Annotated in this window: 24 protein-coding genes; 8 read left to right on the top strand and 16 right to left on the bottom strand. The window is 61.1% G+C overall.

Going from position 1 to position 26597, the window contains the following annotated elements; translation table 11 throughout:
• Position 1: 1 nt before the first annotated feature.
• The 10 genes from NLM33_RS01735 to NLM33_RS01690 form a co-directional block, all read right to left on the bottom strand.
• The gene (locus tag NLM33_RS01735) at positions 2-1084 is read right to left on the bottom strand and encodes an ABC transporter ATP-binding protein (protein ID WP_254094121.1); all 1083 of its coding nucleotides are present in this window, start codon (positions 1082-1084) and stop codon (positions 2-4) included.
• A 29-nt stretch (positions 1085-1113) separates the two neighbouring features.
• The gene (locus NLM33_RS01730) at positions 1114-1884 is read right to left on the bottom strand and encodes an SDR family NAD(P)-dependent oxidoreductase (RefSeq protein ID WP_254094119.1); all 771 of its coding nucleotides are present in this window, start codon (positions 1882-1884) and stop codon (positions 1114-1116) included.
• Between the two features lie 16 nt (positions 1885-1900).
• Positions 1901-3481, bottom strand: a complete 1581-nt coding sequence (locus tag NLM33_RS01725) for an AMP-binding protein (RefSeq protein ID WP_254094117.1) — start codon at positions 3479-3481, stop codon at positions 1901-1903.
• Positions 3482-3491: 10 nt separating this feature from the next.
• The gene (locus NLM33_RS01720) at positions 3492-4433 is read right to left on the bottom strand and encodes a hypothetical protein (protein WP_254094115.1); all 942 of its coding nucleotides are present in this window, start codon (positions 4431-4433) and stop codon (positions 3492-3494) included.
• Between the two features lie 169 nt (positions 4434-4602).
• Positions 4603-5421, bottom strand: a complete 819-nt coding sequence (locus tag NLM33_RS01715) for an ABC transporter permease (RefSeq protein ID WP_254094113.1) — start codon at positions 5419-5421, stop codon at positions 4603-4605.
• Positions 5421-6257: an ABC transporter permease gene (locus NLM33_RS01710; RefSeq protein ID WP_254094111.1), complete on the bottom strand. Its 837-nt coding sequence runs from the start codon at positions 6255-6257 to the stop codon at positions 5421-5423. Before NLM33_RS01710 ends, NLM33_RS01715 begins: the two co-directional genes overlap by 1 nt.
• A gap of 37 nt (positions 6258-6294) precedes the next feature.
• Positions 6295-7392, bottom strand: coding sequence for an ABC transporter substrate-binding protein (locus NLM33_RS01705; protein ID WP_254094109.1), 1098 nt, complete (start codon positions 7390-7392; stop codon positions 6295-6297).
• Between the two features lie 20 nt (positions 7393-7412).
• Positions 7413-8342, bottom strand: coding sequence for a 4-hydroxy-tetrahydrodipicolinate synthase (gene dapA, locus NLM33_RS01700; protein WP_256570508.1), 930 nt, complete (start codon positions 8340-8342; stop codon positions 7413-7415).
• The gene (locus tag NLM33_RS01695) at positions 8339-10081 is read right to left on the bottom strand and encodes a hydantoinase B/oxoprolinase family protein (protein ID WP_254094107.1); all 1743 of its coding nucleotides are present in this window, start codon (positions 10079-10081) and stop codon (positions 8339-8341) included. Before NLM33_RS01695 ends, dapA begins: the two co-directional genes overlap by 4 nt.
• Positions 10078-12081, bottom strand: coding sequence for a hydantoinase/oxoprolinase family protein (locus NLM33_RS01690; RefSeq protein ID WP_254094106.1), 2004 nt, complete (start codon positions 12079-12081; stop codon positions 10078-10080). The genes NLM33_RS01695 and NLM33_RS01690 overlap by 4 nt, the downstream gene beginning before the upstream one ends.
• 128 nt (positions 12082-12209) lie before the next feature.
• Here NLM33_RS01690 and NLM33_RS01680 point away from each other — a divergent pair, with 128 nt between their 5' ends.
• Positions 12210-12935 (top strand): GntR family transcriptional regulator, encoded by a 726-nt coding sequence (locus tag NLM33_RS01680; RefSeq protein ID WP_371929889.1) that lies wholly within the window; start codon positions 12210-12212, stop codon positions 12933-12935.
• 43 nt (positions 12936-12978) lie between these two features.
• Here NLM33_RS01680 and purU read toward each other — a convergent pair whose 3' ends face one another.
• From purU to NLM33_RS01655, 5 genes are all read right to left on the bottom strand, one after another.
• Positions 12979-13842, bottom strand: coding sequence for a formyltetrahydrofolate deformylase (purU, locus tag NLM33_RS01675; protein WP_254094103.1), 864 nt, complete (start codon positions 13840-13842; stop codon positions 12979-12981).
• Positions 13843-13921: 79 nt separating this feature from the next.
• Positions 13922-14542 (bottom strand): sarcosine oxidase subunit gamma, encoded by a 621-nt coding sequence (locus tag NLM33_RS01670; RefSeq protein WP_254094102.1) that lies wholly within the window; start codon positions 14540-14542, stop codon positions 13922-13924.
• Complete coding sequence (locus NLM33_RS01665; protein ID WP_254094101.1) at positions 14535-17519, bottom strand: sarcosine oxidase subunit alpha family protein; 2985 nt, start codon at positions 17517-17519, stop codon at positions 14535-14537. The genes NLM33_RS01670 and NLM33_RS01665 overlap by 8 nt, the downstream gene beginning before the upstream one ends.
• A complete protein-coding gene (locus NLM33_RS01660) occupies positions 17516-17791 on the bottom strand; it encodes a sarcosine oxidase subunit delta (protein ID WP_254094099.1) in 276 nt (91 codons plus the stop codon). Before NLM33_RS01660 ends, NLM33_RS01665 begins: the two co-directional genes overlap by 4 nt.
• A gap of 21 nt (positions 17792-17812) precedes the next feature.
• Entirely contained in the window at positions 17813-19063 is a 1251-nt protein-coding gene (locus tag NLM33_RS01655) for a sarcosine oxidase subunit beta family protein (protein ID WP_254094097.1), read from the bottom strand.
• Between the two features lie 49 nt (positions 19064-19112).
• Between NLM33_RS01655 and NLM33_RS01650 the strand changes: the two genes are divergently transcribed.
• The 5 genes from NLM33_RS01650 (at position 19113) to NLM33_RS01630 (ending at position 23587) form a co-directional block, all read left to right on the top strand.
• Entirely contained in the window at positions 19113-20150 is a 1038-nt protein-coding gene (locus NLM33_RS01650) for a GlxA family transcriptional regulator (protein ID WP_254094095.1), read from the top strand.
• 186 nt (positions 20151-20336) lie between these two features.
• Positions 20337-21059 (top strand): transporter substrate-binding domain-containing protein, encoded by a 723-nt coding sequence (locus NLM33_RS01645; RefSeq protein ID WP_254094093.1) that lies wholly within the window; start codon positions 20337-20339, stop codon positions 21057-21059.
• A 180-nt stretch (positions 21060-21239) separates the two neighbouring features.
• Positions 21240-21980, top strand: coding sequence for an amino acid ABC transporter permease (locus tag NLM33_RS01640; protein ID WP_254094091.1), 741 nt, complete (start codon positions 21240-21242; stop codon positions 21978-21980).
• A complete protein-coding gene (locus NLM33_RS01635) occupies positions 21977-22828 on the top strand; it encodes an amino acid ABC transporter permease (RefSeq protein ID WP_254094089.1) in 852 nt (283 codons plus the stop codon). Before NLM33_RS01640 ends, NLM33_RS01635 begins: the two co-directional genes overlap by 4 nt.
• A gap of 3 nt (positions 22829-22831) precedes the next feature.
• Positions 22832-23587 (top strand): amino acid ABC transporter ATP-binding protein, encoded by a 756-nt coding sequence (locus NLM33_RS01630; RefSeq protein WP_254094088.1) that lies wholly within the window; start codon positions 22832-22834, stop codon positions 23585-23587.
• A gap of 230 nt (positions 23588-23817) precedes the next feature.
• Here the strand turns inward: NLM33_RS01630 and NLM33_RS01625 are convergent, their stop codons facing one another.
• Positions 23818-24786, bottom strand: a complete 969-nt coding sequence (locus tag NLM33_RS01625; RefSeq protein WP_254094086.1) for a LysR family transcriptional regulator — start codon at positions 24784-24786, stop codon at positions 23818-23820.
• A gap of 115 nt (positions 24787-24901) precedes the next feature.
• Here NLM33_RS01625 and NLM33_RS01620 point away from each other — a divergent pair, with 115 nt between their 5' ends.
• Positions 24902-26236 (top strand): acyclic terpene utilization AtuA family protein, encoded by a 1335-nt coding sequence (locus NLM33_RS01620; protein WP_254094085.1) that lies wholly within the window; start codon positions 24902-24904, stop codon positions 26234-26236.
• A complete protein-coding gene (locus NLM33_RS01615) occupies positions 26233-26541 on the top strand; it encodes a hypothetical protein (protein WP_254094083.1) in 309 nt (102 codons plus the stop codon). Before NLM33_RS01620 ends, NLM33_RS01615 begins: the two co-directional genes overlap by 4 nt.
• The last annotated feature ends 56 nt before the right edge of the window (positions 26542-26597 follow it).

The following is a 26597-nucleotide window of genomic DNA, read 5'->3' as shown; positions in this document are numbered from 1 at the left end:
ATTACCCATTCAGCAGGATTACGTCGCCCTCATCCCATGCAACGTGGAGCCAGTCGCCCGGACGCACGCGAAGGGCAGCTCGCTCGGAAATGCTCTTGGCGACGAAAGTGGCGCCGTTGGTCCGGCGCGCGGTCACACGCGTCATACCCCCGACAAATGAGACGTGATCGACTTCGCCCGAAAGCGTGTTTACGCCGCCAGTTGGCAGACGCTCTTCGGAAATGATACGCAGCTTCTCGGGCCGAACCAGCACCTTTTTCTCAGCGCTTGCGGATCGCGCCGGCCGGAATATTGCGCCATCCGACGAGCGAAGCAGACCGTCTCCCACCGAGACAACGTCGAAGAGGTTGGATTCGCCGATGAATTGCGCCGCGAACGTATTGGCTGGAGAGAAATAAAGCTCTTCCGGAGGCCCAATCTGGGCGACACGGCCACTTTCCATCAGGCACACGGTATCGGATAAATTCAACGCCTCCTCCTGATCGTGCGTCACATAGACGATCGTAGTTCCAAGCTCAGTGTGAAGACGCTTGATCTCCTCCTGCATCTGGTCGCGCATATTTTTATCGAGCGCGCCGAGAGGCTCGTCCATCAGGATGATCTTGGGTGAATAGACGATACAGCGGGCGATACCGACACGTTGCTGCTGGCCGCCGGAGAGCTGGCGCGGTTTACGCGCCTCGAAACTGGTGAGCCCTACACGAGCGAGCACATCGCGAACCTTGTCTGCGATCTCGGCCTTTGGAAAGCGCCTGATCTTCAGGGGATACGCGACGTTGTCGAAGACGTTCATATGCGGCATCAGCGCATAGTTCTGGAAGACCATGCCGATCCCGCGCTCGCGTGCCGGCACCTCGGTCACATCGCGCCCATCGATGAAGATCCGGCCAGAGGTCACTCCCGTAGCGCCGGAGATCAAGTTGAGGATAGTGCTCTTTCCGGAGCCGCTCGGTCCCAGAAGCGTGAGGAACTCCCCCCTACGAACCGAGAAGTCGGTGCGATGCAGTGCTGTAAAATCACCATAAGTCTTGCCGATGCCATCAAGCCTGATCATCGGCGCAGACGCACCTTCGATGGCTGTCATGGCGAGCACCTCCGTCCGCTTCCGAGGGATCATGCCGGTACCGGGACTGTGTATGCCAGCGGAAGCCTTCCGCCGTCCGCGTAGATGGTCTGGCCGGTCATGTAGCTCGAAGCATCGCTCGCCAGAAAAACGGCGATCTTCGCGATCTCCTCGGGCTGGCCGAGACGACCCATCGGAGTTCGTGACAGGATATTCTTGAGAGCAGCGGGATCGGTGTTGACAATCTGCGCGAGCAGCTCCGTTTCGATGCTGCCCGGCCCGATGCCGTTGACACGAATACCATGCTTGGCAAGGCCGAGAGCCATCACGGCAGTCAGCTGGTTCAATCCGCCCTTGCTGACCGCGTAGGGCACGATATGAGGGCTACATACCACGGCGTTGATCGAACTCATGTTGATGATCACGCCTTTACGACCTTGAGCGACCATCTTGCGTGCGCTGGCTTGCCCAACCAGAAAGCCACCCTTGAGATTGACGCGCAACACCCGATCGAAATCGGCCTCCGAAATATCCAGAATCTCCGCGTTCTGGTTGATGCCGGCATTGCTGACAACGACATCGATTCCGCCGAACCAGTCGCAGGTCTTCTCGACGAGGCGCGTGACGTGATCGAGGTCGCCAACGTCGCAATGGGTGTAGCGACAGCGCTCGCCGAGCTCGTCGGCGAGCTGGGCGCCACGCTGATCCTGGACATCGGCGATGACGACGTTGGCACCTTCGTCAATGAATTCGCGTGCAGTCGCGGCACCGATGCCCTGCGCGGCACCGGTGACAATTGCTGTTTTACCTTCAAGCTGCATCTTATCCTCGGATGATTCAGGTATTCGCGGCGATTATCCGCTCACGATCGAAGCAACCGTCATCGATCGCTTTTGAGAGAAACTGCTTCTGGATGCGCTGGGTTGGCGTCTTCCGGAATTCGTCGACGAAGGCGACGAAGCGCGGGATTTGGAATGAGGCCAGACGGGGTTCGCACCACCTCAGGAGTTCAGCGGCTGTGAGCTCCTGGCCAGGCTTCATCTTGACGAAGAGCTTCAGATCTTCGTCGGCCAACTCGTTCGTCACGCCAATGAGGGCACTCTCTTCGACGGACGGATGATCATTGATCACCCGCTCGACCTCCCATGCGGAAATGTTCTCGCCACGACGACGGAGGCTGTCCTTCTTGCGCCCGAGGAAGAAGATGAAGCCGCCTTCGTCCCGATAGGCAATATCCCCGGTATAAAGCCAGCCGTCTCGGATCGTCTTGCCGGTCGTCTCCGGGTCCTTGTGGTAGCGTGCCACCATAACCCCGCGCTCGTTTTCGGCGACTCTGATCTCCCCGACCTCGCGCAGCGCGGTCAAAGCACCGTTTTCGTCGACGATTTCGACCTCGAAATAGTCCACCGCCTTGCCGATGGCGCCCACCTTGCCTTCAGTGTTGATCACACTGAAGCTCGAGGTTTCGGTCATCCCGTATCCTTCGCGGATCTCGATCCCGAAACGATCCTCGAATTCACGCCAGATACCGACCGGACAACCGCCACCCCACGCAGTTCTGGCCCCATGGTCGCGATCCTTCTCCGTTGGCGGTTGCTTCAACAGGAGCTGGAGCACGCCGCCGACGAAATGGATATGGGTGGCTCCGTATTCCCGCACCTCGTCCCAAAATCGCGAGGCGCTGAAGCGCGGGACCAGGGCGAGCGTGACCGGCACCATCAACGAGAGCACGAGCACCTCGCTGCCAAATACGTGGTAGATCGGATCCCAGAAATGAAGCACGCTTCCCGGCTGGATATTCCCGATCCAGATCGATCCCAATGCCGCTGCACGCAGCATACGATCCGTCATCTCCACGCCTTTGGCAGGCCCCGTGGTGCCGGAGGTATAGAGGATGGTGCGGAGGTCATCATCGCGGACATCCAGACCAGGATTGGCGTCGTTTGGGTGCGACAGGATGGTGCCGATCGAGGCGAAGGCTCGCCGATCAGCCGGAGCCCGGTCTCGCCACAGCTGCCGGATGCTCGGCCGCTCGGCCAGGATAGGATCCAGATTCTCCGCATAATCGCCATCGGCGACGAGCAGCTCGGGCGCCGAATGGTCAATGATATAGGCGAGACCCGGCCCCCTGAGATTGACATTGATCGGCACTTGCACGGCGCCGAGCTTCATCAGCGCGAAGAAGATGGTGATGTGATCAAGGTGGTGCCCGAGCATCACTGCGACGTGAGTACCCTTGCCGACACCAAGCTCCGAAAAACCATGCGCCGCCCGGTTGACACGGCAGTTGAGGGCCGCACACGTGGTGAATTCGGCGCCTTGCCGACAAAACACGTGGTCCGACCGATCCCGCGCGCAACGCTCGAGAAGAAGCGGCACGCTTTCATGGTCGGAAAACCAAGCGGTCTGCTTGCGCATCACGGTCTCGCTACCAGAGCCAGCGCTTTTCATCCGTCAGCGTCCAGCTCTCGGCCTGGCCGGAAGCATCGAAGGTCCTTTCAATCGCAACGTGGCCGTTGCGGAGACGTGTCATCATCGCGAAAAGTCCGAAGACTGCTTGGCGAAGCCCCTCATCGGCTTCGTAGGAAAAGGGCATGAATCCGCAAATGCGAAGCACGGCGCGATCCGCCGACGTTCGTTCGATGCTGCATTCGTTCCGGAACGAGCGCAGCATCGAAGCAAAGCTCGCGGCGATGGCTGCCGGCGAGGCCCCCTCCTCGCCGCTTGCCTTGGCAAGATCCGGACCGAACTGCACCGCGAGCAACCGCATCCCGGTCGCTACCAAGTCGCACGCTGCCGGAGCGCCAAAAAGCCGATACATGATTTGAATGACGTGCTGCACATAATCGACACCGTAGCTGTAGCTACCCTTCAGCCAACGCGCCTCCGGCCATATCGCAGGATCGAGCTTCGGCGCCCGCTCGGGGTCGAATTCCGGTGTCCGCTCGACATGCTCCACGCGAAAGCACTCATCAGGTGCCAGGTCGTGATCATATTCCTGGAAGTAGCCTTCGTCGTACGGGTGTCCTTCGGCCACAAACTTGGTCGCCACCCAACCAAGCCGCGGACAGCCAAGAAGACTACCGTTGCGGGGATGCCAGGTCGAAAGGATCGTCCGACGTACCGAAGCGGGAACCGCAAGTGCGGAGATGCCTGGATACGTGCCCCAGGGCGAGAGATAGCGGATCCATACCTTCTTCGGGCTCTCTTCGATGAGCTGCATGTTCAGGCCGCCAATCGAATTGCTGAAGTAGTGGTATTTGGCCGCGGCAAGCGCTGGCGGATCGTCGTGAATGCCGAGTTTGACCAATGCCGACTGAAAGCGGGCCTTCTGCTCCGAAGACAGTAGTGCAGCCCAGATGTCGTTCAACGCCTTCTCACCCCGCTCGCGGAAGCAAATCGCAGTAAGGCCGGAGACCACGGTCCAGGCAAACTTGTTGGCGAGCGCAACACGAGCACGCAGCGCAACGAGATCTTCTTCATCGTGACTTGATCTGTGCATGGGCCTCAATCCTCCAGAATAGCGCGAACTCCCGCTGTCATTGTCCCGGCGTACCCGGACGCTGAAGCGCTGCGGTCAGCATGCAAATGACGAAGGAAAGGACGGTCAGCATCGTCGAGACCGCCGCAATCACAGGCGAGATCTCCCACTGGATGCTCGAGTACATTTTCACTGGCAGTGTCGTGGTCGTCGCCGAGGCAAGAAACCAGGAGATCACGACCTCGTCAAACGAGATCAGGAATGCGAAGAGGCCACCCGCCAAAATCGACGGCGCGAGCTGCGGCAGCACCACCGAGGTGAACATGCGATAGCGACCGGCGCCCATTAGGGTCGCACCGAACTCGAGGTTCGGATCAAGTTTTTGAACACCGGCAGCGATCATCACGATGACGAACGGCGTCACATAGATCGTGTGGCCGAGCACGAGCGCCAAGGTCGTTCCGGTGACGCGCACATATGAGAAGTATAGATACAAGCCAAGCGCCATGACGATGGCCGGGATGACGAGCGGACTCATCATCAGCAGCGTGATTGCTCGCTTGCCGCGGAATTCGTAGCGGACGATACCGTACGCGGCTGGCACGGCAGTCAGCAATGCGACGACCGTTGCAATGAGCGCGACCTTCAGGCTCTGCAATAGCGGGCCGGTCCAGGCGGTCGAGGAAAAGAATATCCTGTAGAGCTCGACCGAGAACTCGCGCGGAGGGAAGCGGATCTCGTGCTGCGTCCCGAACGAAACTGGGATCACGATCAGACTCGGCACCAGAAGAAAGGCGTAGACAAGACCAGCGAGCAGCGTACCGAAACGGCGATAGCGACGTTTTAGCGGATCGCGTTGGTCAAAGGCGATGGACATCACGTGCTCCCGACGAGCCGATTACGGCGGATCCACAGCGCCGGCGCCGAGAGCAGGACGACCATGGCGAGCAGCAACACGCCAATCGCCGCGGCCATGTTCCAGTCGAGCGTCTCGCGCGTATAGAAATCGACCAGATTGGCCAGCATCACGTCCTGCCGCCCGCCGAGCAGGGCCGGGATGATAAAGAAGCCGAGAGACATCACTATCACGCTGGAAACTCCAGCCATGACACCCGGCAGGCTGAGCGGCAACGTTATCGTGAAGAAGATCCGCATCGGCCGCGCGCTCATGATGTCGGCGGCGCGGTACAGCGCCGGATCGATCGCGAGCAGACTTGCCAGCACGGGGAAGACGATGAACGGCGTCAGGTAATTTGTCATGCCGACCATCACACCGAAGCGATTGAGAATCATCGGCAAAGCGATGTGCGAGCCCGACACCCAGCTCAGTAGCGAATTGATCACGCCTTCCCGTCCGAGGATAACAGTGAAGGCGTAGCTCTTGACCAGGATGCTGGTCCAGAACGGCAGCAGCACCAGCACCATGTAGAGCGCACGCCGCCGCGGCGACTGGCGCGCTAGATGCAACGCGACCGCATAACCGAGCACGAGACTGATCAGTGAGGCCGAAACGCTGATCTCGATAGTCGTGTAGAGGGAGCGCCGAAACAGCGTGCTCGAGAGAAGGTTCTCGAAGGCCTCGGGTGAGAGCCCTCGTCCGTCCACGCTGGTGAAGAGAATGAAGAGCAGCGGCACCGCCGCGATCACCAGCGACACAATCGCCGCTGGGGAGACGTAGGCCGCCGCCGCCCGTGAGTTCTCGACACCGCTCAAGGTCAGGTTCCGATCATGATCTTCGTCGCTGGAGTACTCACGTAAGCACCCACTCCTTGAAGCGACGGCTGAGTTTTTCGAAATTGTCCGACCACCACATTTCGTCCATGATCAGATTCTGATCGAAACTCATGTCGGGCAGCCATTTTCGCGTATCGGCCGAGAGCATCGGCAATGCTTTCTTGCTGACCGGGGTGTTGCCGAGCAGCTCCATAACCGCTGCCTGCCGTGCCGGCTGCAAGGCATAGGAGACGAACTTCAGTGCGTTCTCCTTGTTCGGCGCGTTCTTCAGCACTGCAAGGTATTCCAGCCCGTTCAGTGTTTGGGCGAAGGAAAAGGCCATGCCGGCGCCAGTTACGCCCGTTGTCCTTACGCGCGAGGCGTACGAATAGCTGAAATCGACCTCGTTCGTTTGGAGCAGCGTGATCGTCTGTGGCGTCGAGTCGACCCATTTGGCGACGCTCGGCTTGATCCGATCGAGTGCTTTGAAAGCGCGATCGACGTCGAGCGGATAGATCTTGGAAGGAGGAACACCATCCGCCAGGAGGGCGGCCTCGAGCGTTTCGCTGGGGCGGTTACGGAAAGTGCGGCGCCCCGGAAAGGCTTTGGCGTCGAAATACTCGGCGAAGTTCTTGGGATATTTGCCCTCCGGATAGCGCTTGGGATCGTAAGCAATCCCGCCCGCGAAAGTGTAGAAGGGCACCAGATCCGCCGTTGCCGCTATCGACAAGTCCGAAGCATCGAAGAGTGACGAGCTCAGCGGCTCCCAGTATCCCGCCTTCGAACCGGCGGTGCCCATCGCACCGGGCGCATCAAAGACGTCCCATTCGACGTTGCCGGTGGTCACCTGCGCCTTCACCTTGGCGAGGTCTGGCGTATCGATCACCGTCACATTGATGCCCGTCTCGGCCATGAAGGGCTTGATCAGCCCCTCCTCGACCGAACTGCGGTAGGTGCCACCCCAGGTCACAAAGACCAGGTTCTTGGAAGCGGCCTCGGCGCGGCCGTGCCGTAGCACAAACGGCGCAGCTAGGCTCAGTGCGGCGCCTCCCCCGATACTCCTGAGCAGGCGACGCCGCGACAGCCGAGCTACAGGTGAACTGTTATCGCATTCAGACATGAGACCCTCCTCCAAATTCCCATCGTGAAAAAGCGTCAGGCGGCAGTGGACTTGAAACTCGGCAAGCCTCTTTCTCGCTCCAAGGTGACTGGGAGCGCCTTCGCCAACAGTTGTCGGGTTTCCTCGCTCACCGGCAGAAGAGGCGTTAGCGTCTCTCCTGAGGGAAAGCCGGACATGGCCAACGCGGCCTTGAGCGGTCCTGGATTGTGTTCCCGATAGAGCAAGTTGACGGTTGGCATGAGCTCGGCATGCAATGTCTTCGCCTGATCGAGCTTTCCTGCGGAAGCAAGGCGGTACAATTCGGCCCAAATTCGCGGGAACAAGCACGAGGTCGCCAGCAGACCACCGCGCGCGCCCATGGCGATGTGAAGCGGGAAGACATTTTCCTCGCCGGTAAGGATCGATATTTCAGCGCCAGCGAGCTGCATGGCGCGCAGTTGAACCGAGAGATCCTGGTTGCAGGCTTTCATGGCGACGACGCGGGTTTGCCGTGCCAACGCGTCCACGGTCTCGGGCGTCAACGAGATGCCCGTCCGGTACGGGATCTCGTAGAGCATCAGATCGGCCTCGACAGCGTCCGACAATCTTTTGAAGTAGTCGACGATCCCGCCTTGCGTAGGTCGCGCATAGTAAGGCGTCACCACGAGCAACGCGTCAACGCCGGCTGCGGCAAACTCGCGGCAAGTGGCCATCGTCTTGCCAAATCCCGGCGACAGCACGCCCGGAATCACTGGCACGCGACCGCCCGCCGCTTCGAGCGTCGCATCCACCATCTGTCGCCGCTGCTTCGGGGTGAGCGACACATATTCACCCGTCCCTCCAACGGGAGCGAGACCATCGGCGCCTTCCGAGACGAGATGCTCGGCAAGTTTTCGAACGGCCAGGCCGTCGATCTCTCCCGAGGCTGTCACGGGCGTCGGAGTCGCGGTAATGATCCCCCGGTAGGTGCTCGCTGCGGTCTTCACGCCGTGGCCTCCATTCCTATCGGGACGAAACGTGTTTGTGGGTCGCTCCCCTGACCACTCCCACTCGACTCTTGGTAGTGGCGCTGAATGAACGAAGCGGAGTACTTTCCAGCGGCAACATCCTCGGCAATCGAAATTGGCGAGCGATCCTTCGGGGGGCCATAGCCGCCTGCGCCCGGCGTTTCGACGGAGACCGCCACCTCAGGCGTGAGCTTCATGCCCGTCGGCTTGGGAGGAAGCGGCTCGACGCAGCCATCAGACTGGTGCAGTTGGAACCGGCCGGGCCGACCGGGCTCGCCTCCGAAGACCCCTCCTGGCGCATGGCGGAAACGTTCGCCTACGCCGGAAAACTCGCAGGTATGACCGACCGGCCGGACGACGCGACGCAGACCGAGACCGCCGCGGTAAGTCCCCGCACCGCCAGAGTCGGCCACGAGGCCATACTCTTCGACGCGCAACGGATATTCCATTTCGATCGCCTCGACCGGCAGGTTCGAGGTGTTGGTGATGTGGACCTGCACGCCATCCTTGCCATCCCGATCGTTGCGAGCGCCCATGCCACCGCCGAGGGTTTCCAGGTAGACGTAGGGTTGTCCGGTCTGCGGGTTCGTCCCGGCGAAAACCATGCTGGTATTCGCGCCATTAGCGCATCCGATCGCGCGCTCGGGCAACACGTTGGCAAGTGCACCAAGCACGACGTCAATCACGCGCTGACAGGTATTGGCGCGCAAGGCGACCGCAGCGGGCGCAACACAGTTCACGATGGTGCCCAGCGGGGCCACGATTTCGAAAGCCTGCACAACGCCCTCGTTGTTGGGCATCGAAGGGTCGAGCAAGGCCTTCAGGGCGTAGCACACAGAAGATCGAACGGCGTTGAGCGTAAGGTTGATGTTACCAGCGACCTGCCCAGCCGACCCCGTGAAATCGAAGATGGCCTCCGTTCCACGCTTGCGTACAGTCAGGGCGATGGCGATATCGGATTGACCAGCGCCATCATCGTCCATCACATCGCTGTTCGACCACTCACCATCCGGCAGCGCTGCAATCGCAGAGCGCATCCGCGTACGGCTGCGCTCAATGATTTCATCGAACGCAGTCTCCATCTTTCCGAGCCCATAGCGACCACAGAGGTCGTGAAGGCGCTCGACACCCAGCCGGCATGCTGCGATCTGCGCATTGAGATCGCCTTTTCGCTCCGTCGGCAGGCGCATATTCAGAAGAAGGAGATCGAAGATATCGCCAACCAGTTCGCCCGCGCGATACAGTCGAACGACCGGAATGCGAAGGCCCTCCTGATAAATCTCGGTCAAGCCACCGGACATCGACCCTCGCGCCGCACCACCAACATCGGCGTGATGCGCGATGTTGCAGACGAATGCGACGAGCTTGCCATCTATGAACACCGGGGCGGCGAGATTTATGTCGGGCAGATGCGTGCCACCGGCGACATGCGGGTCGTTTCCAACAAAAATGTCACCAGGCCCGATATCTCCGGCAAACCTGCCCTTGAGGATCTCGACGAGACCGCTCATCGAAGCAAGATGGATCGGCAGCGCGTTTTCCGCCTGCACGACAAGGCGGCCATCTCCATCGAGGATCGCCACCGAATGGTCGTGACGCTCCTTGATATTGGTCGAAAATGCAGATCGCTGGATGGTCAGGAAGCACTCATCCGTCGTCGACCGCAGGCCGTTCCACAATATCTCCAAGGTGATCGGATCGAGACCTGCCTCGGTCATGGATGAAACTCCATGATAATGTTGCGCGCGTCGTCCACACGGGCGGACCAGCGCGGCGGCACGACAGTCGTGGAGTCGAACTGGGTAACGATTGCCGGGCCCTGCAGCACCTCGCCGGGATCCAATTTGGACCGATGCACCACGGTGGTTTCGACCGGCCCTGACTTGTCAAACCAGGCAGTGACCGACATTCGCTTTCCGTCCGCAGCCGCCTCGCGTAGTTGCGGATCACCTTCGCGCTCTTGCGCAATGCGCGCCTTCAGACGGATATTGACGAGCTCGATGGCCGCCGTCGGGTCGCTATGCCCGTATTTCAATTGATGCGTGGCCAGGAAGCGCTCGCGCAACTTACCAACCGCCGGTAGGCGATCGCTTTCGTCGAGTTGCACCGGGAGTTCATAGTTCTGGCCAACGTAGCGCATGTCGAGAGACGTGCTGAGAATGAGTCCTTTTGCACCATCGCCCCACGTCTTCGCCTGATCGGTCAAGCTTCTGATGACCTCGACTATGGGAGACAAATCACCGTCCAGATTGACGCGACACGTCGCAACGAAGCTCTCCTGCACATCGGACATCGCCACGCCCTCCGCACAAAGGATGCCTGGCGAGAGCGGCACGAGGATTTTCCGGATCGATAGCTCCTCAGCCACGTCAGCGGCGTGCAGCCCTCCAGCTCCACCGAACGGCATCAACGTGAAGTCGCGGGGATCGTAGCCGCGCTCGACCGAGATCGCACGGATGGCACGAACCATGTTCGAGACGCAGATGCGGATGATGCCGAGCGCCGTCTCCGGCAGCTCGAGCCCGAGCCGCGCCGCAAGCGGAGCAATCGCGCGCTCGGATACGGCACGATCGAGCGTCATGCCGCCACCGACCAGAGCGGCCGGAAGGCGCCCCAAATAGGCGTTCGCATCCGACACTGTCGGGAACGTACCACCACGGCCGTAGCAGGCAGGCCCGGGGACCGCACCAGCGCTTTCCGGCCCCACTTTTAACAGCCCATCCGGGCCGATATGCGCGATCGAGCCACCACCGGCACCAACAGTGTTGATGTCGATGGAAGGCAGACGAACCGGAAACTCGGCGATATCGCGGCCATAGGTCATGGCTGCAGCGCCGTTTTCGATGAGGCAGACGTCCGTGCTTGTCCCTCCGATATCGAGGGTAATCAGTTCGCTCTCGCCCGAGCGACCCGCGACGGCAACTGCGCCGACGACGCCCGCCGCTGGTCCAGATAACGCCGTACGAATTGGCAACTGCCCCGCCCGATCGATCGCCATCAAGCCGCCCGCGGACTGGCTGATGCCGATCGCAGCGCCGGCTGCACGGCTTTCGAGAGCCGCGGCCAGACGAGCCATGTAACGTGTGACCTTTGGCTGGAGGTAGGCATTCAGCACCGTGGTGGAGAAGCGCTCATACTCGCGGAACTCGGGCTGCACTTCAGAGGACACCGACACGTGCAATTCCGGCAACCGCTTGCGCAACGCTGCGCCGATGCGGCGCTCGTGTGCAGGGTTCAGGAATGAAAACAACAGACAGACCGCACAACATTCCGCGCCGCTGGCAGCGACTCGCTCGACCACGGCGTCGATCTCGGCATCGGAGAGCGCTGTCACGACCTCCCCGCGCGGACCTATTCGCTCGGTGACCTCGAAACGCTTTTGTCGCGGCACGACGGGCGACGGAGCATCGGCCTTGAGGTCGTAGATCTTCGGACGGACCTGCCGCCCGATTTCCAGCAGATCGCGAAATCCCCTGGTCGTGATCACCGCGACGTCGCCGCCGCTGCGCTCGATCAAGGCATTCGTCGCTACCGTTGTGCCGTGCGCGAATTGTGAGACGGCGCCGACATCGACCCCAGAACCTTCCGCCAATTCGACGAGGCCAGAGAGGATGGCGCGGGATGGATCATCGGGAGTGGACGGACGCTTATGGACCAAGACGTCCTGGGTCGACGAGTTCAGCGCGTAAAAGTCGGTGAAGGTCCCGCCGACGTCCACTCCGACAGTCCAACCCATGCCTTCCCTCCTCCAGATTGGATACACAAGATATCCAACTTGGACACACTGTCAATACAATGTATGCTCGAATATCAGTGCGAGGATTCGGGTAACAGGAGAAGCTGCCGATGGGTCTGGCGGTTGGGTCTGACGCCGCCGCGGTTCGCGATGCCGACCGCGTTTACGAGGATCTGCGGCAGCGGATCCTTTCCCTGGACTTGATCCCGGGTTCGATTTTCGATGAAGCGCGGATCGTCAGCGAGCTCGGTGTTTCGCGCACGCCGGTTCGGGAAGCCGTGATCAGGCTCGTGTCGGAGGGGCTGCTTCGTCGTGACGGCCGGCAAATTCGCGTCTCCTCCTTCGAGGTCGGCCAACTTCGGCCGTTCTTCGAGGCAAACCGCCTTCTTTCACGATCGCTGCATCGCATGGCGGCGATCCGACGAACTCCTGCACAGCTCGAGAAGATCCGAACCGAGATGCTCGCGTTTGAAAAAAGCGTACGCGAAGGCACCGACGTGATCATGAACGAGGCCAACTATCGCTTTCATAGAGAGATCGCGAGGGCCGCCGATTCCGCGTTCCTGGAACGAACCTATTCGGACATCCTGCTCGAAGCGATGAGGCTTTCACGCCAGTGCTTTGAGGCGGGAGACAACACGGTTGACCAGCTCGAAGCACATATCGCTCGGATCGTCGCAGATCACCGCGATCTTTTCACAGCCATCGAACAGCGTGAGCCCGACGCAGCAGACAACGTTGCTGCACGGCATTCGGATCTCTTCAAGGATCGTGTTGCTCGCCAGCTTCTCGGCCCGCCCAATACGCGGGGCACCCTCGATCTTGCGGACCTATGAGGGCTAAACGCCCGCGCGAGCAACTCTACTAGATCAGCTTCGGTCAGCCGGTGAAGACAACCGTTTTCTTGCCATTGAGCATCACGCGATCCTCAAGGTGATGGCGAACGGCGCGAGCGAGCACGCGCCGTTCGATGTCGCGCCCCTTGCGGACGAGATCGTCCGGCGCGTCACGGTGCGAGATACGTTCGACGTCCTGCTCAATGATAGGTCCCTCGTCGAGATCGGAGGTGACGTAATGCGCAGTCGCACCGATCAGCTTGACGCCTCGCTCATGTGCCTGGTGGTAAGGCTTGGCGCCCTTGAACCCCGGCAGGAAGGAATGATGAATGTTGATGCAGCGCCCTGCCAGCTTGGCCGAAAACCCGTCAGACAGGATCTGCATGTAACGCGCTAGCACAACAAGGTCCGTCTTGGTTTTCTGCACAAGCTCCCAGATCTGCGCCTCCTGCTCCATCTTGGTCTGTTTCGTGACCGGAAAATGGTGGAACGGCAGTTCGCCGAGATCGGTCGAAGCTAGATGCTCGCGGCCATGATTCGAAACGATCGCAGTTATCTCCATCGGGAGCTCACCAATGCGCCAGCGATAGAGCAGATCGGCCAGACAGTGATCGAACTTGGAGACCAAGAGCGCCACCCGCTTTCTTGCGGAACGCTCCCGCAGGCGGAAAGCCATGGCAAAGCGCTTGGCGAGGTCATCGAGCGAGGCAGCGATCTCAGCCTGCGACTTCGCATCGTCGAGTCGATCGAAGACAACTCGCATGAAGAATTGACCCGTCTCGGTATCGTCGAATTGCTGGGCGTCAAGGATATTGCACCCCGCCTCGAACAGAAGTGTCGAGACCGCAGCGACAATACCCGGACGATCGGGGCAGGATAAAACGAGGATCATGGAATGATCGGACATATCGGTTACCACCCGGTGGCGGTCCTCTGATCAACGACTTTCAAGGAAGATCGTAGCGAAGAGCTGCGGGTGGAGTGGATCAACCGCCACCGATCACAACTTGGCAACCAAACTCGGCTGCCGAGGCGGCGAACCAAGACCAGAAGCTTCCGATCATGCTGCGCGCCACGAGGATCTCGAAAACTGCACCTTCCGGTCCGTCGTCGGTTCGCCACAACTGTACGCCGATATGCGCAAAGCTCGTCAGTGCTGTCGCGCCGACAGGGAAAGCCGAAGGGTGAAGGTCAATCATCGAGCCCTTCGCGAGCACGTCACGGACTCGTGCACCTGAAATGCGCAGCGCCGCGCGTGCATCGCTTTGGTCACTGATCGCGGCATCATCCGAAAGCGAGGAGAGGAGATCAGAGAAGCCCAACCGTTGTCGCGCCACGAGCAGCCACTGATCTGGCCCTGCCCAGATCAGCCCATGAGTTTTCGACCACACCGCGGAAGGCGTTCGTGGCAGACCGAGACCGATCAGCCGCTTGGCGGCGCGCTCAAGGTCGGCTGAACCAGAGGCCGTGATCAATGTCGCAAAACCCATGCCGCCCAATGTCAATGCGGTCACACCGGGCTTTCCTGTTGCTCCGATCTGGCCAGCCTTGGCAATGCCGGTCCAGGCGCCGCGAGCCCCCCAAATGGAAGTCGTTTGCTCAGCCATGGAGACGGGCTCCTTCGGGATCAAGAAAAATGGGCGAGCAAATCTCGACTTCAACATCGCCGTTGCGGACCGGATCGACGGCGCGGGTGCGCTCGCCGATGCGAGCGGGGCCATTCTTGAGGAGGCCGAGACCAATCCAATGCTCGAGGTTTGGCGAATAGGCGACGGAGGTCATGTAGCCCTCGTCGTTCTCCATGTTCGCCGAACGACCTATGCCGATGAAATGCGCGCCGGCCCGCAGGCGCTCACGCGAATTGACCGGCCGAAGACCCACCAGACTCGGGCGGTCGTCTTCCACGAGCGCATCCCGGCGCGCCATGAGCCGGCCGACGAAGTCCTTCTTGGACGACATCATCCTGCCGAGGCCAAGATCGCGCGCCGTGGTTTGACCATTGAGCTCGTTGCCAGCAACGTGCCCCTTCTCGATACGCATGACGCCAAGCGCTTCAGTACCGTAAGGCGTTATGCCGAGCGGCTCGCCCGCTGCCATCAGCGCGCGCATCATCGCGTCGCCATAGTCGGCCGGGACCGCGAGTTCATAAGCCAGCTCGCCCGAAAATGAGATCCGAAACAGCCGCGCCGGGACGCCGCCGCCAACCGTAACCTCATGGGCGGCGAGATAGGGGAAGGCCTCGTTCGAGATATCGTACTCCGGATCGACCACACCGCGCAGAACTTGACGCGATTTTGGCCCGGCGATCGCCGCCTGCGCCCATTGTTCGGAGACCGAGACCATCCGCACGTCAAGCTCCGGCCAGAGCACCTGATGGCAAAACTCGAGATGCTGCATCACCTTTCCCGCATTGGCCGTCGTAGTTGTCATCAGGAAGTGATTCTGCCCAAGGCGGGAGGTGGTGCCATCGTCCATGACGAAGCCGTCTTCGCGCAGCATGAGCCCGTAACGCGCCTTGCCGATGGGCAGCGCTTTCCATGTGTTGATGTAGATCCGCTCGAGGAATTCGGTGGCGTCAGCGCCCTGAATATCGATCTTGCCGAGCGTCGAGACATCGCAGATGCCAACACCGCGACGCACGGCAAGCACTTCGCGGTTGACGGTGGTCAGCCAATCCTCCTCGCCCGCCTTCTGATAATATTGCGCTCGCAGCCACTGGCCGGTCTCGACGAAGACGGCGCCCTGCTCGCGCGACCATTCGTGGGTCGGTGCCAGGCGCGTCGGTCGGAATTCCTTGCCGCGATGGTGGCCGGCGAGTGCGCCGATTGCCACCGGCGTGTAGGGCGGCCGGAAGGTCGTCGTGCCGGTCTCGTGGATTGCCCTGCCCGTAAGTTCGGCCATGATGGCGAGACCCGCAAGATTGGATGTCTTGCCTTGATCGGTCGCCATACCGAGCGTGGTGTAACGCTTGAGATGTTCGACCGACCGGAAGCCCTCGCGGGCGGCGATCTCGACATCCTTGTCGGTGACGTCGTTCTGAAAATCGACGAAGGCCTTGCCCTTGCCGCCTGCCACGCGCCAGACGGGCTTCAGCCCATTCATCTCCGGATCGGTGACGGGAGCCGCCGCGGCTGCCACCGGCGCCAAGCCTACCTCTGCTACCGCCTCCCGGCCGAGCCGCGCTCCGTCCCCCAGCGCTTCAGCCAGCGTGAAACGACCGGCGGCGCTCCCGGCCACAGTGAGACCCGGCGGCAACGCCCCAGGCACAAAGGCTTGGAGCGCCTCGTCCCAAGCTGATTTGCCGTTCTGGTGTGACGTGAGATGAAGCGTTGGGTTCCAACCGTTGGAGACCGCGAGCAGATCACAGGCCAACGTGGTCCGCTTACCGGAAACATCTCGGATGACGACGCCACGCAGCTCGCGACCACCCTGCGTCGCCTCGACAGCGCCGCCCGCAAACAGCGGCGCACTGAGACGCTGGGCGAGCGCCCTGAGCTCTGGATCGATGTCGCTGCGGGAATCGACGATCGCGGCCACGCTCGCGCCGGCTGCAGCAAGATCGCGCACCGTCGCCCAGCCCTCGTCGCCGGCGGTGAAAACGACCGCCTCGCGGCCAGGCAATACGCCGAAGCGGTTGATGTAGGTGCGCACGGCGCCGGCGAGCATGACGCCCGGCCGGTCGTTTCCGGGGAAGACGATCGGTCTCTCGAGCGCACCGGAGGCAAGGATCGCGCGCTTCGCGTAGATTCGCCAACCGCGCTGGCGCGGCTGATGCGCCGGCGGCACGACGACGTGGTCGTTGACACGTTCAACCGCGCCGTAGATGCCGTGGTCGTAGAGCCCGAACACGCTGGTACGCGGCATGATACGCACCTCGGACAGGCTGGCGAGCTCGGCCAGCATGGCGGCAAGCCATTCGGCCGCCGGGCGACCGCCGATCTCGCGCCTTTCGGCGAGCAAACGGCCGCCAAGCCGGAAGTCTTCATCACAGAGGATGACGCGGGCGCCACTACGGCCGGCCGCGAGGGCCGCGGACAGGCCCGCCGCCCCTCCACCGATCACCAGAACGTCGCAGAACGCGAAGGCTTTCTCATAATGATCTGGGTCCTCCGCCCCAGCGGCGCGCCCGAGTCCTGCGGCACGGCGGATCAACGGCTCATACAGTTTCTCCCAGAGCGCTGCCGGCCACATGAAGGTCTTGTAGTAGAAACCGGCAACGAAGGCTGGCGACGCCAGTCCGTTAAGTGACAGCAGATCCAAGGTGAGCGACGGCCAACGGTTCTGGCTTTTCGCGTCAAGACCGTCGAACAGCTCGACCGTGGTTGCCCGAGTATTTGGCTCGCGGCGCACGCCGGTACGCAGCTCCACCAGCGCGTTCGGCTCCTCGGGGCCAGCTGAAAGGATCCCGCGAGGCCGGTGATATTTGAAGGAACGGCCGGCGAGGCGCACGCCGTTGGCGAGCAGCGCCGAGGCCAGGGTGTCGCCGAGACAACCCTCGTAATACTTGCCGTCGAACCGAAAGGAGATTGGCCGGGCGCGATCGACAAGGCTCTCACCGCTGAGGCGGAAGGGCTGCTTTCTCATGCTTCCACTCCCGCCTTGCGACCTTTGGCCGGCACCACCGAGGCGATAGCATGGGTGAGCGTGTCACGGCCCACGACGAGCCAGGCGTGGCAGCCGGCGCCGTGATACCAGAGCTCCTCATGGAGATCGCGTGGATTGTCGCGCAGGTAGACGTAGTCGAACATCGCAGCTTCCGCCGCGGCCATGCCATCTGGGCGCTGCGGAGCGGCATCGCCCAGATACGTAAATTCCTGGACGTCGCGCACGCCACAATGGGGGCAGGAGATGCGCATTTGGGTATCCCTCAAAGTCCGTCAGTGCAGGTTCGGCTGCGCGCCGACACCCTTTTCGTCGATCAGTCGACCAGTGGCGAAACGGTCGAGCCTATAGGCGGCCGCGACGGGATGCGGCTCGTCCTTGGCGATGAGATGGGCGAAGCAGAGGCCGGAGGCCGGTGTGGCTTTGAAGCCGCCATAGCACCAGCCGGCGTTGAGGTAGAGCCCTTGAACCGGCACTTGATCGATGATCGGGGATCCGTCCATCGACATGTCCATGATGCCGCCCCAATGGCGCAACAGCCGCACCCGGCCCAAGCCGGGCCACAGGCCCATCGCGGCTTCCATGACATCCTCGATCACCGGGAGGTTGCCGCGCTGGGCATAGGAATTGTAGCCATCGATATCGCCTCCGAAGACGAGGCCCCCCTTGTCCGACTGACTGATGTAGAAATGGCCAGCGCCGAACGTCACCACGCAGTCGATCAGGGGTTTGAGCCCCTCGGAGACGAAGGCCTGCAGCACATGGCTTTCAATCGGCAGCCGCATCCCGGCCATCGCGGCCAAACGCGAGGAGTTGCCCGCCACAGCGAGTGCGACCTTTTTCGCCTTGATCGGACCGCGCGTGGTCTCGACACCGAAGATGCGGCCATCCGAGATGGTTAGACCGGTCACCTCGCAATTCTGCACGATGTCGACGCCACGGCTGTCGGCAGCCCGCGCATAGCCCCAGGCGACCGCGTCGTGGCGGGCAGTGCCGCCGCGCCTCTGCAACAGCCCACCCCGGATAGGAAAGCGGCCTGTCTCGTAGTCGAGAAACGGCAGCATCGCGCGCACCTGTGCGCGGTCGATCAGCTCGGCGTCGACCCCTGCGAGGCGCATCGCGTTACCGCGGCGTGCGAAGGCGTCGCGCTGAGCATCCGAATGAAAGAGGTTGAGTACCCCGCGCTGGCTGACCATCGCGTTGTAGTTCAGGTCCTGCTCCAATCCCTCCCAGAGCTTCATCGACAGTTCGTAGAACGGGGTGTTTCCAGGCAGGAGATAGTTCGAGCGGATGATCGTCGTGTTGCGACCAACGTTGCCGGAGCCGATATATCCTTTCTCGACCACCGCAACGTTGCTGATGCCGTATCGGCTGGCGAGATAATGCGCGGTCGCGAGACCATGGCCACCACCGCCGATGATCAACACGTCGTATTCGGGTTTAGGCGCAGCGTCGCGCCAGGCCGGCTGCCAACCGCTATGACCGCTGAAGGCTTGGGCGATGAGGGAGAAGACAGAATAACGCATCGGCGGATCCAAGGATGACGACAGCGGCAGTAGAAGTCCCGCTTGTCTGATGCAGATTGAACGACATAGTCTCGGCGGCATGATCCTCAGCGACTCACGATTGCCTAAAAGCGACACCCGTCGGAAGCCGACGGCTCATGTCGGCTTCCTGCTCATCCCCGAATTCGCCATGCTGCCCTATGCGTCAGTCATTGAACCACTGCGCGCGGCAAACCGTCTGTCCGGTCATGCACTCTATAGCTGGAGCCATATCTCGATTGACGGTGAACCGGCTGCCGCCTCTAGCGGTGTGCGCATTCAAACGGAATTTCGCGTGGGGACAGACGCGCATTTCGACTATGTCTTCGTCTGCGCTGGTGGCAATCCAGCCCTGTTCAAGCATCCGCCGACCTTCGCCTGGTTGCGGCAACTCGCTCGGCGAGGCGTCAAGATAGGTGGCATATCAGGTGGGCCCTATATTTTGGCGCGTGCGAAAGTTCTCACGGGCTACCGCTTTACCATTCATTGGGAGCATGCACCGGCCTTCGTCGAGGACTACCCCGAACTCGATCTGCGACGTTCGCTTTACGAAATTGACCGTGATCGATTGACGTCGAGCGGCGGCACCGCTCCGCTTGACATGATGCATGCCGTCATCGCTCGCGAACACGGGAGCGAGTTGGCGGTGGCGGTCAGCGAATGGTTCCTGCAGACCCATGTTCGCGAAGGGACCGGCCCTCAGCGAATGCCATTACGAGAACGCCTTGGTATCGCGCACGCACCCCTGCTACGCGTCATCGGCCGCATGGAGCAGACTGTTGAAAATCCGGTACCGCGGGACGAATTGGCACGACTTGCCGACGTCTCGCTGCGACACCTCGAGCGACTTTTCCGCCAACATCTCGGTTGCTCGCTCGGCGAGCACTATCTTGCCTTGAGACTTGACCGCGCGCGTGACCTGGCCCGGCAAACCAGTCTCTCGGTCCTCGAGATCGCGTTGGCCTGCGGTTTTTCGAGCGCAAGTCATTTTTCTCGGACCTATCGCGCACGCTTCGGTCGGGCGCCAAGGATCGACCGAGTGCAACAAATGCAGGAACGGCGACGCTGACGGGCAAAAGAACGTCGCAGGCAGACAAAACCTTGGCCCCCTTAGCTGGAATCCTCACGCTTTCGGATGTTGAGGGGGACAGTTCCGATGAGACGACTGACCGCGATTGCTCTCGCTTTCACCGCCATCCTGGCCGCGGCGCCGGCAATGGCGCAGGATACTCTCGCCGAAATCAAGAAGAAGGGCGTGGTCGCCGTCGGCGTCAAGAACGACTACAAGCCATGGGGCTTCCTGGAGCCGTCCGGGCAAATCATTGGTCTGGAGATCGATCTTGCCAAGGCAGTTGCCGACAAGATCGGCGTCAAGCTCGAGCTGGTGCCGGTCACCGGCGCCAATCGTATGGAGTTCCTCAAGCAGGGGCGCATCGATGTCATCCTTGCGACCATGGGCGACACTCCAGAGCGCCGCAAGATCGTGGGCATGATCGAGCCCAACTACTACGCGAGCGCCACCAATATCTTGGCGCAGAAGAGTGCCAATCTGAAGCAATGGACTGACCTCAAAGGCCGCAAAGTTTGTGCCGTCCAAGGCGCCTACTTTAATCGCCGGGTTTCTCAATTGTACAATCCGGAACTGGTTGTGTTCCCGTCGGTCCCGGATGCGCTAAACGCGCTGCAGGGCAATAACTGCGTCGCCTTTGTGTTCGATGACACGCTGATCGTCTCGACGCTCGCCGGCGGTGATCCGAAGTGGGCAGACTACGAAATGCCGCTTGCCTCTGAGGACCCACAGCTCTGGGCGATCGGCGTGCGGCTGGATGACCTCGATGGCTCCTTCGGCAAGCTGCTGAAGGAGATGTCGGTGGAGTGGCACAAGAGCGGCAAGCTGCTCGAGCTGGAGACCAAATGGGGAATCAAGCAGAGCCCCTATCTGATCGAGACGAACAAGAAATTCAAGGCGGGCGGGTAAGCGACCCCTCCCCTTGGCGCGCGCGATGAGATTAGGATGAATCGTTGTCGCGCATCAGGTTGTTGTTTGAGCATCATCTTCTCGGAAAGCCGCTCCACATTTTTCCGGATCATGCTCTGTGCTCCGACAAGAGCTGCCCGATCCGCACCGCTTGGACGCTTCTTCTGAAGGGTTTCCTCTGTGATCGCCGCCTTCTTTGAGCGCTTGAACGATGCGCAGGGGATCAATTTCTCCGTCTTCTACGACGAGTTCGACCGCGCTCGATTCCTGACAGGCCTGTGGACGACGATCTACATCTCGATCGTATCGATCCTGGCTTCACTCCTATTGGGGCTGATTGGGGTCTGGTTCGCCGGCAGCCGGTCGCGCATCGTACGGCTTCTCGTGCGCGCCTACGTCCAATTATTCCGTAATACGCCACCGTTGGTGCAGCTCTCTTTCTTCTATTTTGCCGTTGGAGGACTGCTTCCGACGATCTCAGATGGTCATGGTGGGCAGACCCCGATTCTTTCCGGCACGGCATGGGCAATCGTCGCATTGTCGCTCTTTGCCGGTGCCTTCAACGTCGAGATCTTCCGTGCCGGTATTGAGGCCGTGCCATCCACCATGATCGAGGCGGCCGAATCTCTCGGTTATACGAGACTTCGGCTTTACCGTGAGATAGTAATACCTCTGGCCTTCCGCATCTGCCTGCCGGCGCTCAACAACAACCTGGTGAACCTCGTGAAGACGACGACGCTCGCCTACGCCATCGGCGTGCCGGAATTGCTTTATGCGGCTTCGCAGATCTGGTCAGAAACACTCAACATCCGCGAGATGATGAACTTGCTGCTCGTCACCTACGTGCTCCTCGTCGCCGTACTGGTCTGGATCATGGGTCGCTGGGAGCGAGCAATGCGTATCCCGGGATACTCCTGGTGAAGACGAGCGTGACCGATCTCCCAGTTCTAAAGCCGTTCCGCGCAAAGCCAATCGCCCCCACTCGTCTCGGCGTACGGACGCTGCTGAGTGCCGGCGTCTTCGCGGCCATCGCGATGCTCTTCGCGGCGTCGCTGGCCTTGGCGCAAGCCAATACGCCGGCCGGCCGAGACGATGCGTTGACGATCCTCTTGCGCTGGGCACCCTTGATCTTCCAGGGTTTCCTGTTCAACGTGACAATCAGCTTCCTCTCCATGGCACTCGGCACCGTGGTCGGCACGCTGATCGGCGTCGCACAAGTCTCGCTGATTGGAGCAGTCCGGAAGATTGCGTGGGCAATAACCCAGTTCTTTCGCAATGCGCCCTGGCTCGTATTGCTGTTCTACGCGATGTTCCTATTGCCATTCGAATTCCGCGTCGCCGGATTTACGCTCACGTTTCCGGCTTGGGCAAAGGCTGTCATCGGCCTTGCGCTACCTGTGGCCGCCAACATCTCGGAGATCATTCGCGGCGGGATAAAGTCGATTCCGAGCGCCCAATGGGAATCGGCCGAGGCGCTTGCATTTAACCGGCACCAGACAATGTGGATGATCATCTTGCCTCAGGCCGTGAAGCGGATGATTCCGCCCTGGATGAACCTCTACGCCATCCTGACCATGGCGACGACGACGATCTCCATTGTTGGCATCCAGGACGGGCTGACCGTCACACGAGCGGCGCTCATTGCGGAAAGCCGCCCTGAGCTCCTGATCCCGATGTACCTCCTTCTCCTCCTGCTGTTCTTTGCCTATTGCTATCCGATCGCGCGGGCGACGTTGGCTCTGGAGCGGCGCTATCATCTAAAGGGCTGATCCATGACGAGCCAACATCAACTTGGCGAACCCGTCGTCGTCGTTCAGGGCGTCGAGAAGCATTTTGGTGCTCTCGTAGTTCTGAAAGATGTGAGCCTTACAATTCGCCGCGGCGAAACGATCTGCATCATCGGACCGTCCGGATCGGGCAAATCCACCCTGTTGCGCTGCATCAATGCTCTCGTCCCGATCAATCAGGGTTCAATCACCGTTGCTGGCCGCGAAGTTCACGATCCAAAGCTCGACAGGCTGGCGCTGCGCCGCGACGTTGGTATGGTCTTCCAGCAGTACAACCTCTTCCCGCACCGGACCGTCCTGCAGAACGTGATGATGGCACCGATCCACGTTCTGAAACAGGCACGCACCGGCGTTGAGGAACGCGCCTTACGATTGCTTGCGAAGGTCGGCCTTTCGCACAAGCTCAATGCCTACCCGGGTGAACTCTCCGGCGGGCAGCAGCAACGCGTAGCCATTGCTCGTTCACTCGCCATGAATCCCAAGGTGATGCTGTTTGACGAGATCACCGCTGCGCTGGATCCCGAAACCAAGAAGGAGGTGCTCGTCACCATTCGTGACCTCGCCGCAGAAGGCATGACATGCATTCTCGTCACTCACGAAATGGGTTTCGCCCGCGAGGTGGCGGATCACGTCTACTTCACCGACGGCGGCGTCATCGTCGAGCACGGCGTGCCAAATGCATTCTTCGGCGCACCACGCGAGGAACGCACCCGCGAATTTCTCGACAAGGTGCTGGGTTGATCTGACCGTGAGCGACTTTGGGCGCTAGAGGTGCCTGTCGCCGTCGCAACCACAAGCCGTCCCGTCACCGATCAACTACGTCCATGCTTGGCGATACAAGACCGAGGCCATCCCAAATTGAATTTTCCTCTCGTCAGTCCTCTCGTACGTCGAGAGGCGTGCGCTCCTGACTTGCGCAAGGGGCCAAACCGCGACAACCCGGTCAAGCTAAAAAGGGTTCGGTGATGTCTCTATGCCGAGTCCGACTGGCGGGTCCGTCGCCGTTTCGCACGAGCACTGCGATGGTCACTTCGTTTCGGCTCGAGCCCTCGATCACCGAGAAACTCCACCAGCGTGGCCATGAAATTTTCCGCCGCTGGTGGAAGAGTGCGACGGCGTTTTCGGACAACGGCGATGGACCGCACGAAGCGCGGGTCGTCGATGGCACGGGCCACCAGAGCCGGTTCGGCTCGGATTTCCTGAGCGGATGCGGGCAAGATCGTAATGCCGAGGCCGGCACGCACCATGCCGACTGCTGTCATCATGTAGGTCACCTCACATGCGGCCTCGATACGATGGCCTCCAGCAGCTAGAGCGGTATCAACAGTCGCGCGAACGCTGGTCGCCGGATCCATCAAGATCAGCGGAAAGGTCGCCAATTGTTCGACGCCGATGTGCTTCATTCGCGCCAGGGCATGACCGGCCGGAAAGATGACGTTGAGCCGATCTTCGGCACGATGCACGACATCAAGATCGGCATGAATTGGCTCTCCGCCAACTACGCCGAGGTCCACGTCCTCTGAGAGCACCAGGTCCATTACGCGACTGGCGATCGCATCCTTAATGGTCAGCGCGACCCGAGGAAAACGCGTCCGGAAGCGCACGATAATGTCGGGCAGTATGCCCGCCGCAAACGACGGCAGTGCGCCAAGCCGGACCGAACCACCACCGTGACGTGCGATGTCGCGGACCCCCGTCACCGTCTCGTCGAACTCGCGAAGGATGCGCTGGAAGGCCGGCACGAGCTCGCGCCCCAACCTCGTCAATTCGACCGAGCGGCTATTGCGGTCGAACAGCTTGATGCCAAGCTGCTCTTCCAAGGACCGGATCTGCACGGTGAGCGCCGGCTGCGACAGATTCGTCTCTGCAGCTGCACGCGTGAAGCTAAGCGAGCGCGCAACTGCAAGGTACGCCCTGATCTGGCGAAGCGAGAGATCCATAATGTTGCTCTATCACTGCGATCCGATAAATTCATTATACTAATCGATCTCTCGGATGTTTATTGCGCTGTGAGCCGGATCGTCGAAGTCCGGGCCGGGGAAACGGAATCAGGGCATGCGCAGCATCAGGCTCGGAGCGGGAGCCGGCTATTCGGGCGACCGCATTGAACCGGCAGTCGACCTCGCCACGTCCGGCGACCTCGACTATCTCGTCTTCGAGTGCCTCGCCGAGCGGACCATCGCGCTCGCCCAGGGCGCGCGCCAGACCGATCCGGATGCCGGATATGATCCGCTTCTGGAGCAACGCATCAGGGCGGTGCTGCCGGCCGCATTCGGCAACGGGACGCGGATCATCTCCAACATGGGCGCAGCCAACCCGCTCGCCGCAGCCCGCCGCATTGGCGGAATCGCGAGGGAACTCGGCCTCTCGTTGAAGGTGGCGGCTGTGACCGGTGATGACGTTCTCGACGTGGTCAAGTCCGGTAACTGGCCGATTGAAGAAACCGGCGGACATGTCTCGGATCTTGGCGATCGGATTCTCTCCGCCAATGCCTATCTGGGTGCAGCACCAATTGTTGAGGCTCTGGCGGCAGGAGCCGACGTCGTCGTGACCGGCCGCGTTGCCGACCCGGCGCTCTTCCTCGCCCCCATGATCCACGAGTTCGGCTGGACCGTGGATGCCTGGGACAACCTCGGCCAGGGCACGCTTGTCGGCCACCTCATGGAATGCGCCGGCCAGGTGACGGGCGGCTATTTCGCCGATCCCGGCAAAAAGGACGTGTCGGATCTCGCCCGGCTCGGTTTTCCGATCGCCGAGATCCGTGACGATGGCGAAGCCGTGATCACCAAACTTTCCGGCACCGGCGGCGCCGTCACAGTTGGCACCTGCAAGGAGCAGCTTCTGTACGAGATCCACGATCCCGCCGCGTATTTCCAGCCCGATCTTGTCGCTGACTTCAGCGATGCGTCAGTCGAGGAGATCGCACCTGACAGGGTGCGCATCGTCGGCGGACGCGGCAGGCCGCACAACGGCTCTTTGAAGGTCTCGGTCGGGTACAATGATGGCTGGATTGGCGAAGGAGAGATCTCCTATGCCGGGCCCGGTGCGGTCGCGCGCGGACGCCTGGCCATCGAGATCGTACGCGAGCGGCTGGCGATCACCGGAGTAGCCGTGAGCGAAATCCGCGCCGACCTCATCGGCGTCGACTCGCTATACCCCGGTGCGTCGCGCGGCGAACCCGCAGAGGTCAGGATCCGGATCGCCGGACGCACCCGGAGTCAGGCCGAGGCGCTTTGCATCGGCAATGAGGTTGAGACGCTCTACACCAACGGCCCGGCTGGTGGCGGCGGCGCATCGAAGACCACGCGGCGCACAATCGGTGTCGTATCGGTTTTGATTCCGCGTGAGCGGGCCCAGCCGCGCGTCGAGATGCTGGAGGTGACAACATGAAGCTACGTGACGTCGCCCATTCGAGGACAGGCGACAAGGGCAACACCTCGAACATTTCGGTCATCGCTTATCGCGCGGAGGATTTTCCGCGCATCTGCGAATTTGTCACGGAAGAGCGGGTACGGACGCAATTGGCAGGACTGAACCCGGCCCGCGTAACACGATATGAACTGCCGAAGCTTGGAGCACTCAACTTCGTCATCGAAGGTGCACTTGGCGGCGGCGTCACCCGATCGCTTGCGCTTGACGCGCACGGAAAGGCGCTGAGCTCCATTCTTCTCGACATGGACCTGACGCCTTCGTGAAGGGGCGCGCGATCAAACGGCAGTGAATCACAAAGACGCCGGCAAGAATCGGCGGG

This window comes from Bradyrhizobium sp. CCGUVB1N3, from assembly GCF_024199925.1.
Taxonomy (GTDB): domain Bacteria; phylum Pseudomonadota; class Alphaproteobacteria; order Rhizobiales; family Xanthobacteraceae; genus Bradyrhizobium.
Note: the sequence above shows the minus strand (reverse complement) of the source record. Positions and strands in the feature narration are given on the sequence as shown.

Coding starts and splice junctions, on each gene's coding strand:
- NLM33_RS01735 (WP_254094121.1), bottom strand. CDS start 1,084: ATGACAGCCATCGAAGGTGCGTCTGCGCCGATGATCAGGCTTGATGGC.
- NLM33_RS01730 (WP_254094119.1), bottom strand. CDS start 1,884: ATGCAGCTTGAAGGTAAAACAGCAATTGTCACCGGTGCCGCGCAGGGC.
- NLM33_RS01725 (WP_254094117.1), bottom strand. CDS start 3,481: ATGCGCAAGCAGACCGCTTGGTTTTCCGACCATGAAAGCGTGCCGCTT.
- NLM33_RS01715 (WP_254094113.1), bottom strand. CDS start 5,421: ATGTCCATCGCCTTTGACCAACGCGATCCGCTAAAACGTCGCTATCGC.
- NLM33_RS01695 (WP_254094107.1), bottom strand. CDS start 10,081: ATGACCGAGGCAGGTCTCGATCCGATCACCTTGGAGATATTGTGGAAC.
- NLM33_RS01680 (WP_371929889.1), top strand. CDS start 12,210: ATGGGTCTGGCGGTTGGGTCTGACGCCGCCGCGGTTCGCGATGCCGAC.
- purU (WP_254094103.1), bottom strand. CDS start 13,842: ATGTCCGATCATTCCATGATCCTCGTTTTATCCTGCCCCGATCGTCCG.
- NLM33_RS01670 (WP_254094102.1), bottom strand. CDS start 14,542: ATGGCTGAGCAAACGACTTCCATTTGGGGGGCTCGCGGCGCCTGGACC.
- NLM33_RS01665 (WP_254094101.1), bottom strand. CDS start 17,519: ATGAGAAAGCAGCCCTTCCGCCTCAGCGGTGAGAGCCTTGTCGATCGC.
- NLM33_RS01660 (WP_254094099.1), bottom strand. CDS start 17,791: ATGCGCATCTCCTGCCCCCATTGTGGCGTGCGCGACGTCCAGGAATTT.
- NLM33_RS01655 (WP_254094097.1), bottom strand. CDS start 19,063: ATGCGTTATTCTGTCTTCTCCCTCATCGCCCAAGCCTTCAGCGGTCAT.
- NLM33_RS01650 (WP_254094095.1), top strand. CDS start 19,113: ATGCAGATTGAACGACATAGTCTCGGCGGCATGATCCTCAGCGACTCA.
- NLM33_RS01630 (WP_254094088.1), top strand. CDS start 22,832: ATGACGAGCCAACATCAACTTGGCGAACCCGTCGTCGTCGTTCAGGGC.
- NLM33_RS01625 (WP_254094086.1), bottom strand. CDS start 24,786: ATGGATCTCTCGCTTCGCCAGATCAGGGCGTACCTTGCAGTTGCGCGC.
- NLM33_RS01620 (WP_254094085.1), top strand. CDS start 24,902: ATGCGCAGCATCAGGCTCGGAGCGGGAGCCGGCTATTCGGGCGACCGC.
- NLM33_RS01615 (WP_254094083.1), top strand. CDS start 26,233: ATGAAGCTACGTGACGTCGCCCATTCGAGGACAGGCGACAAGGGCAAC.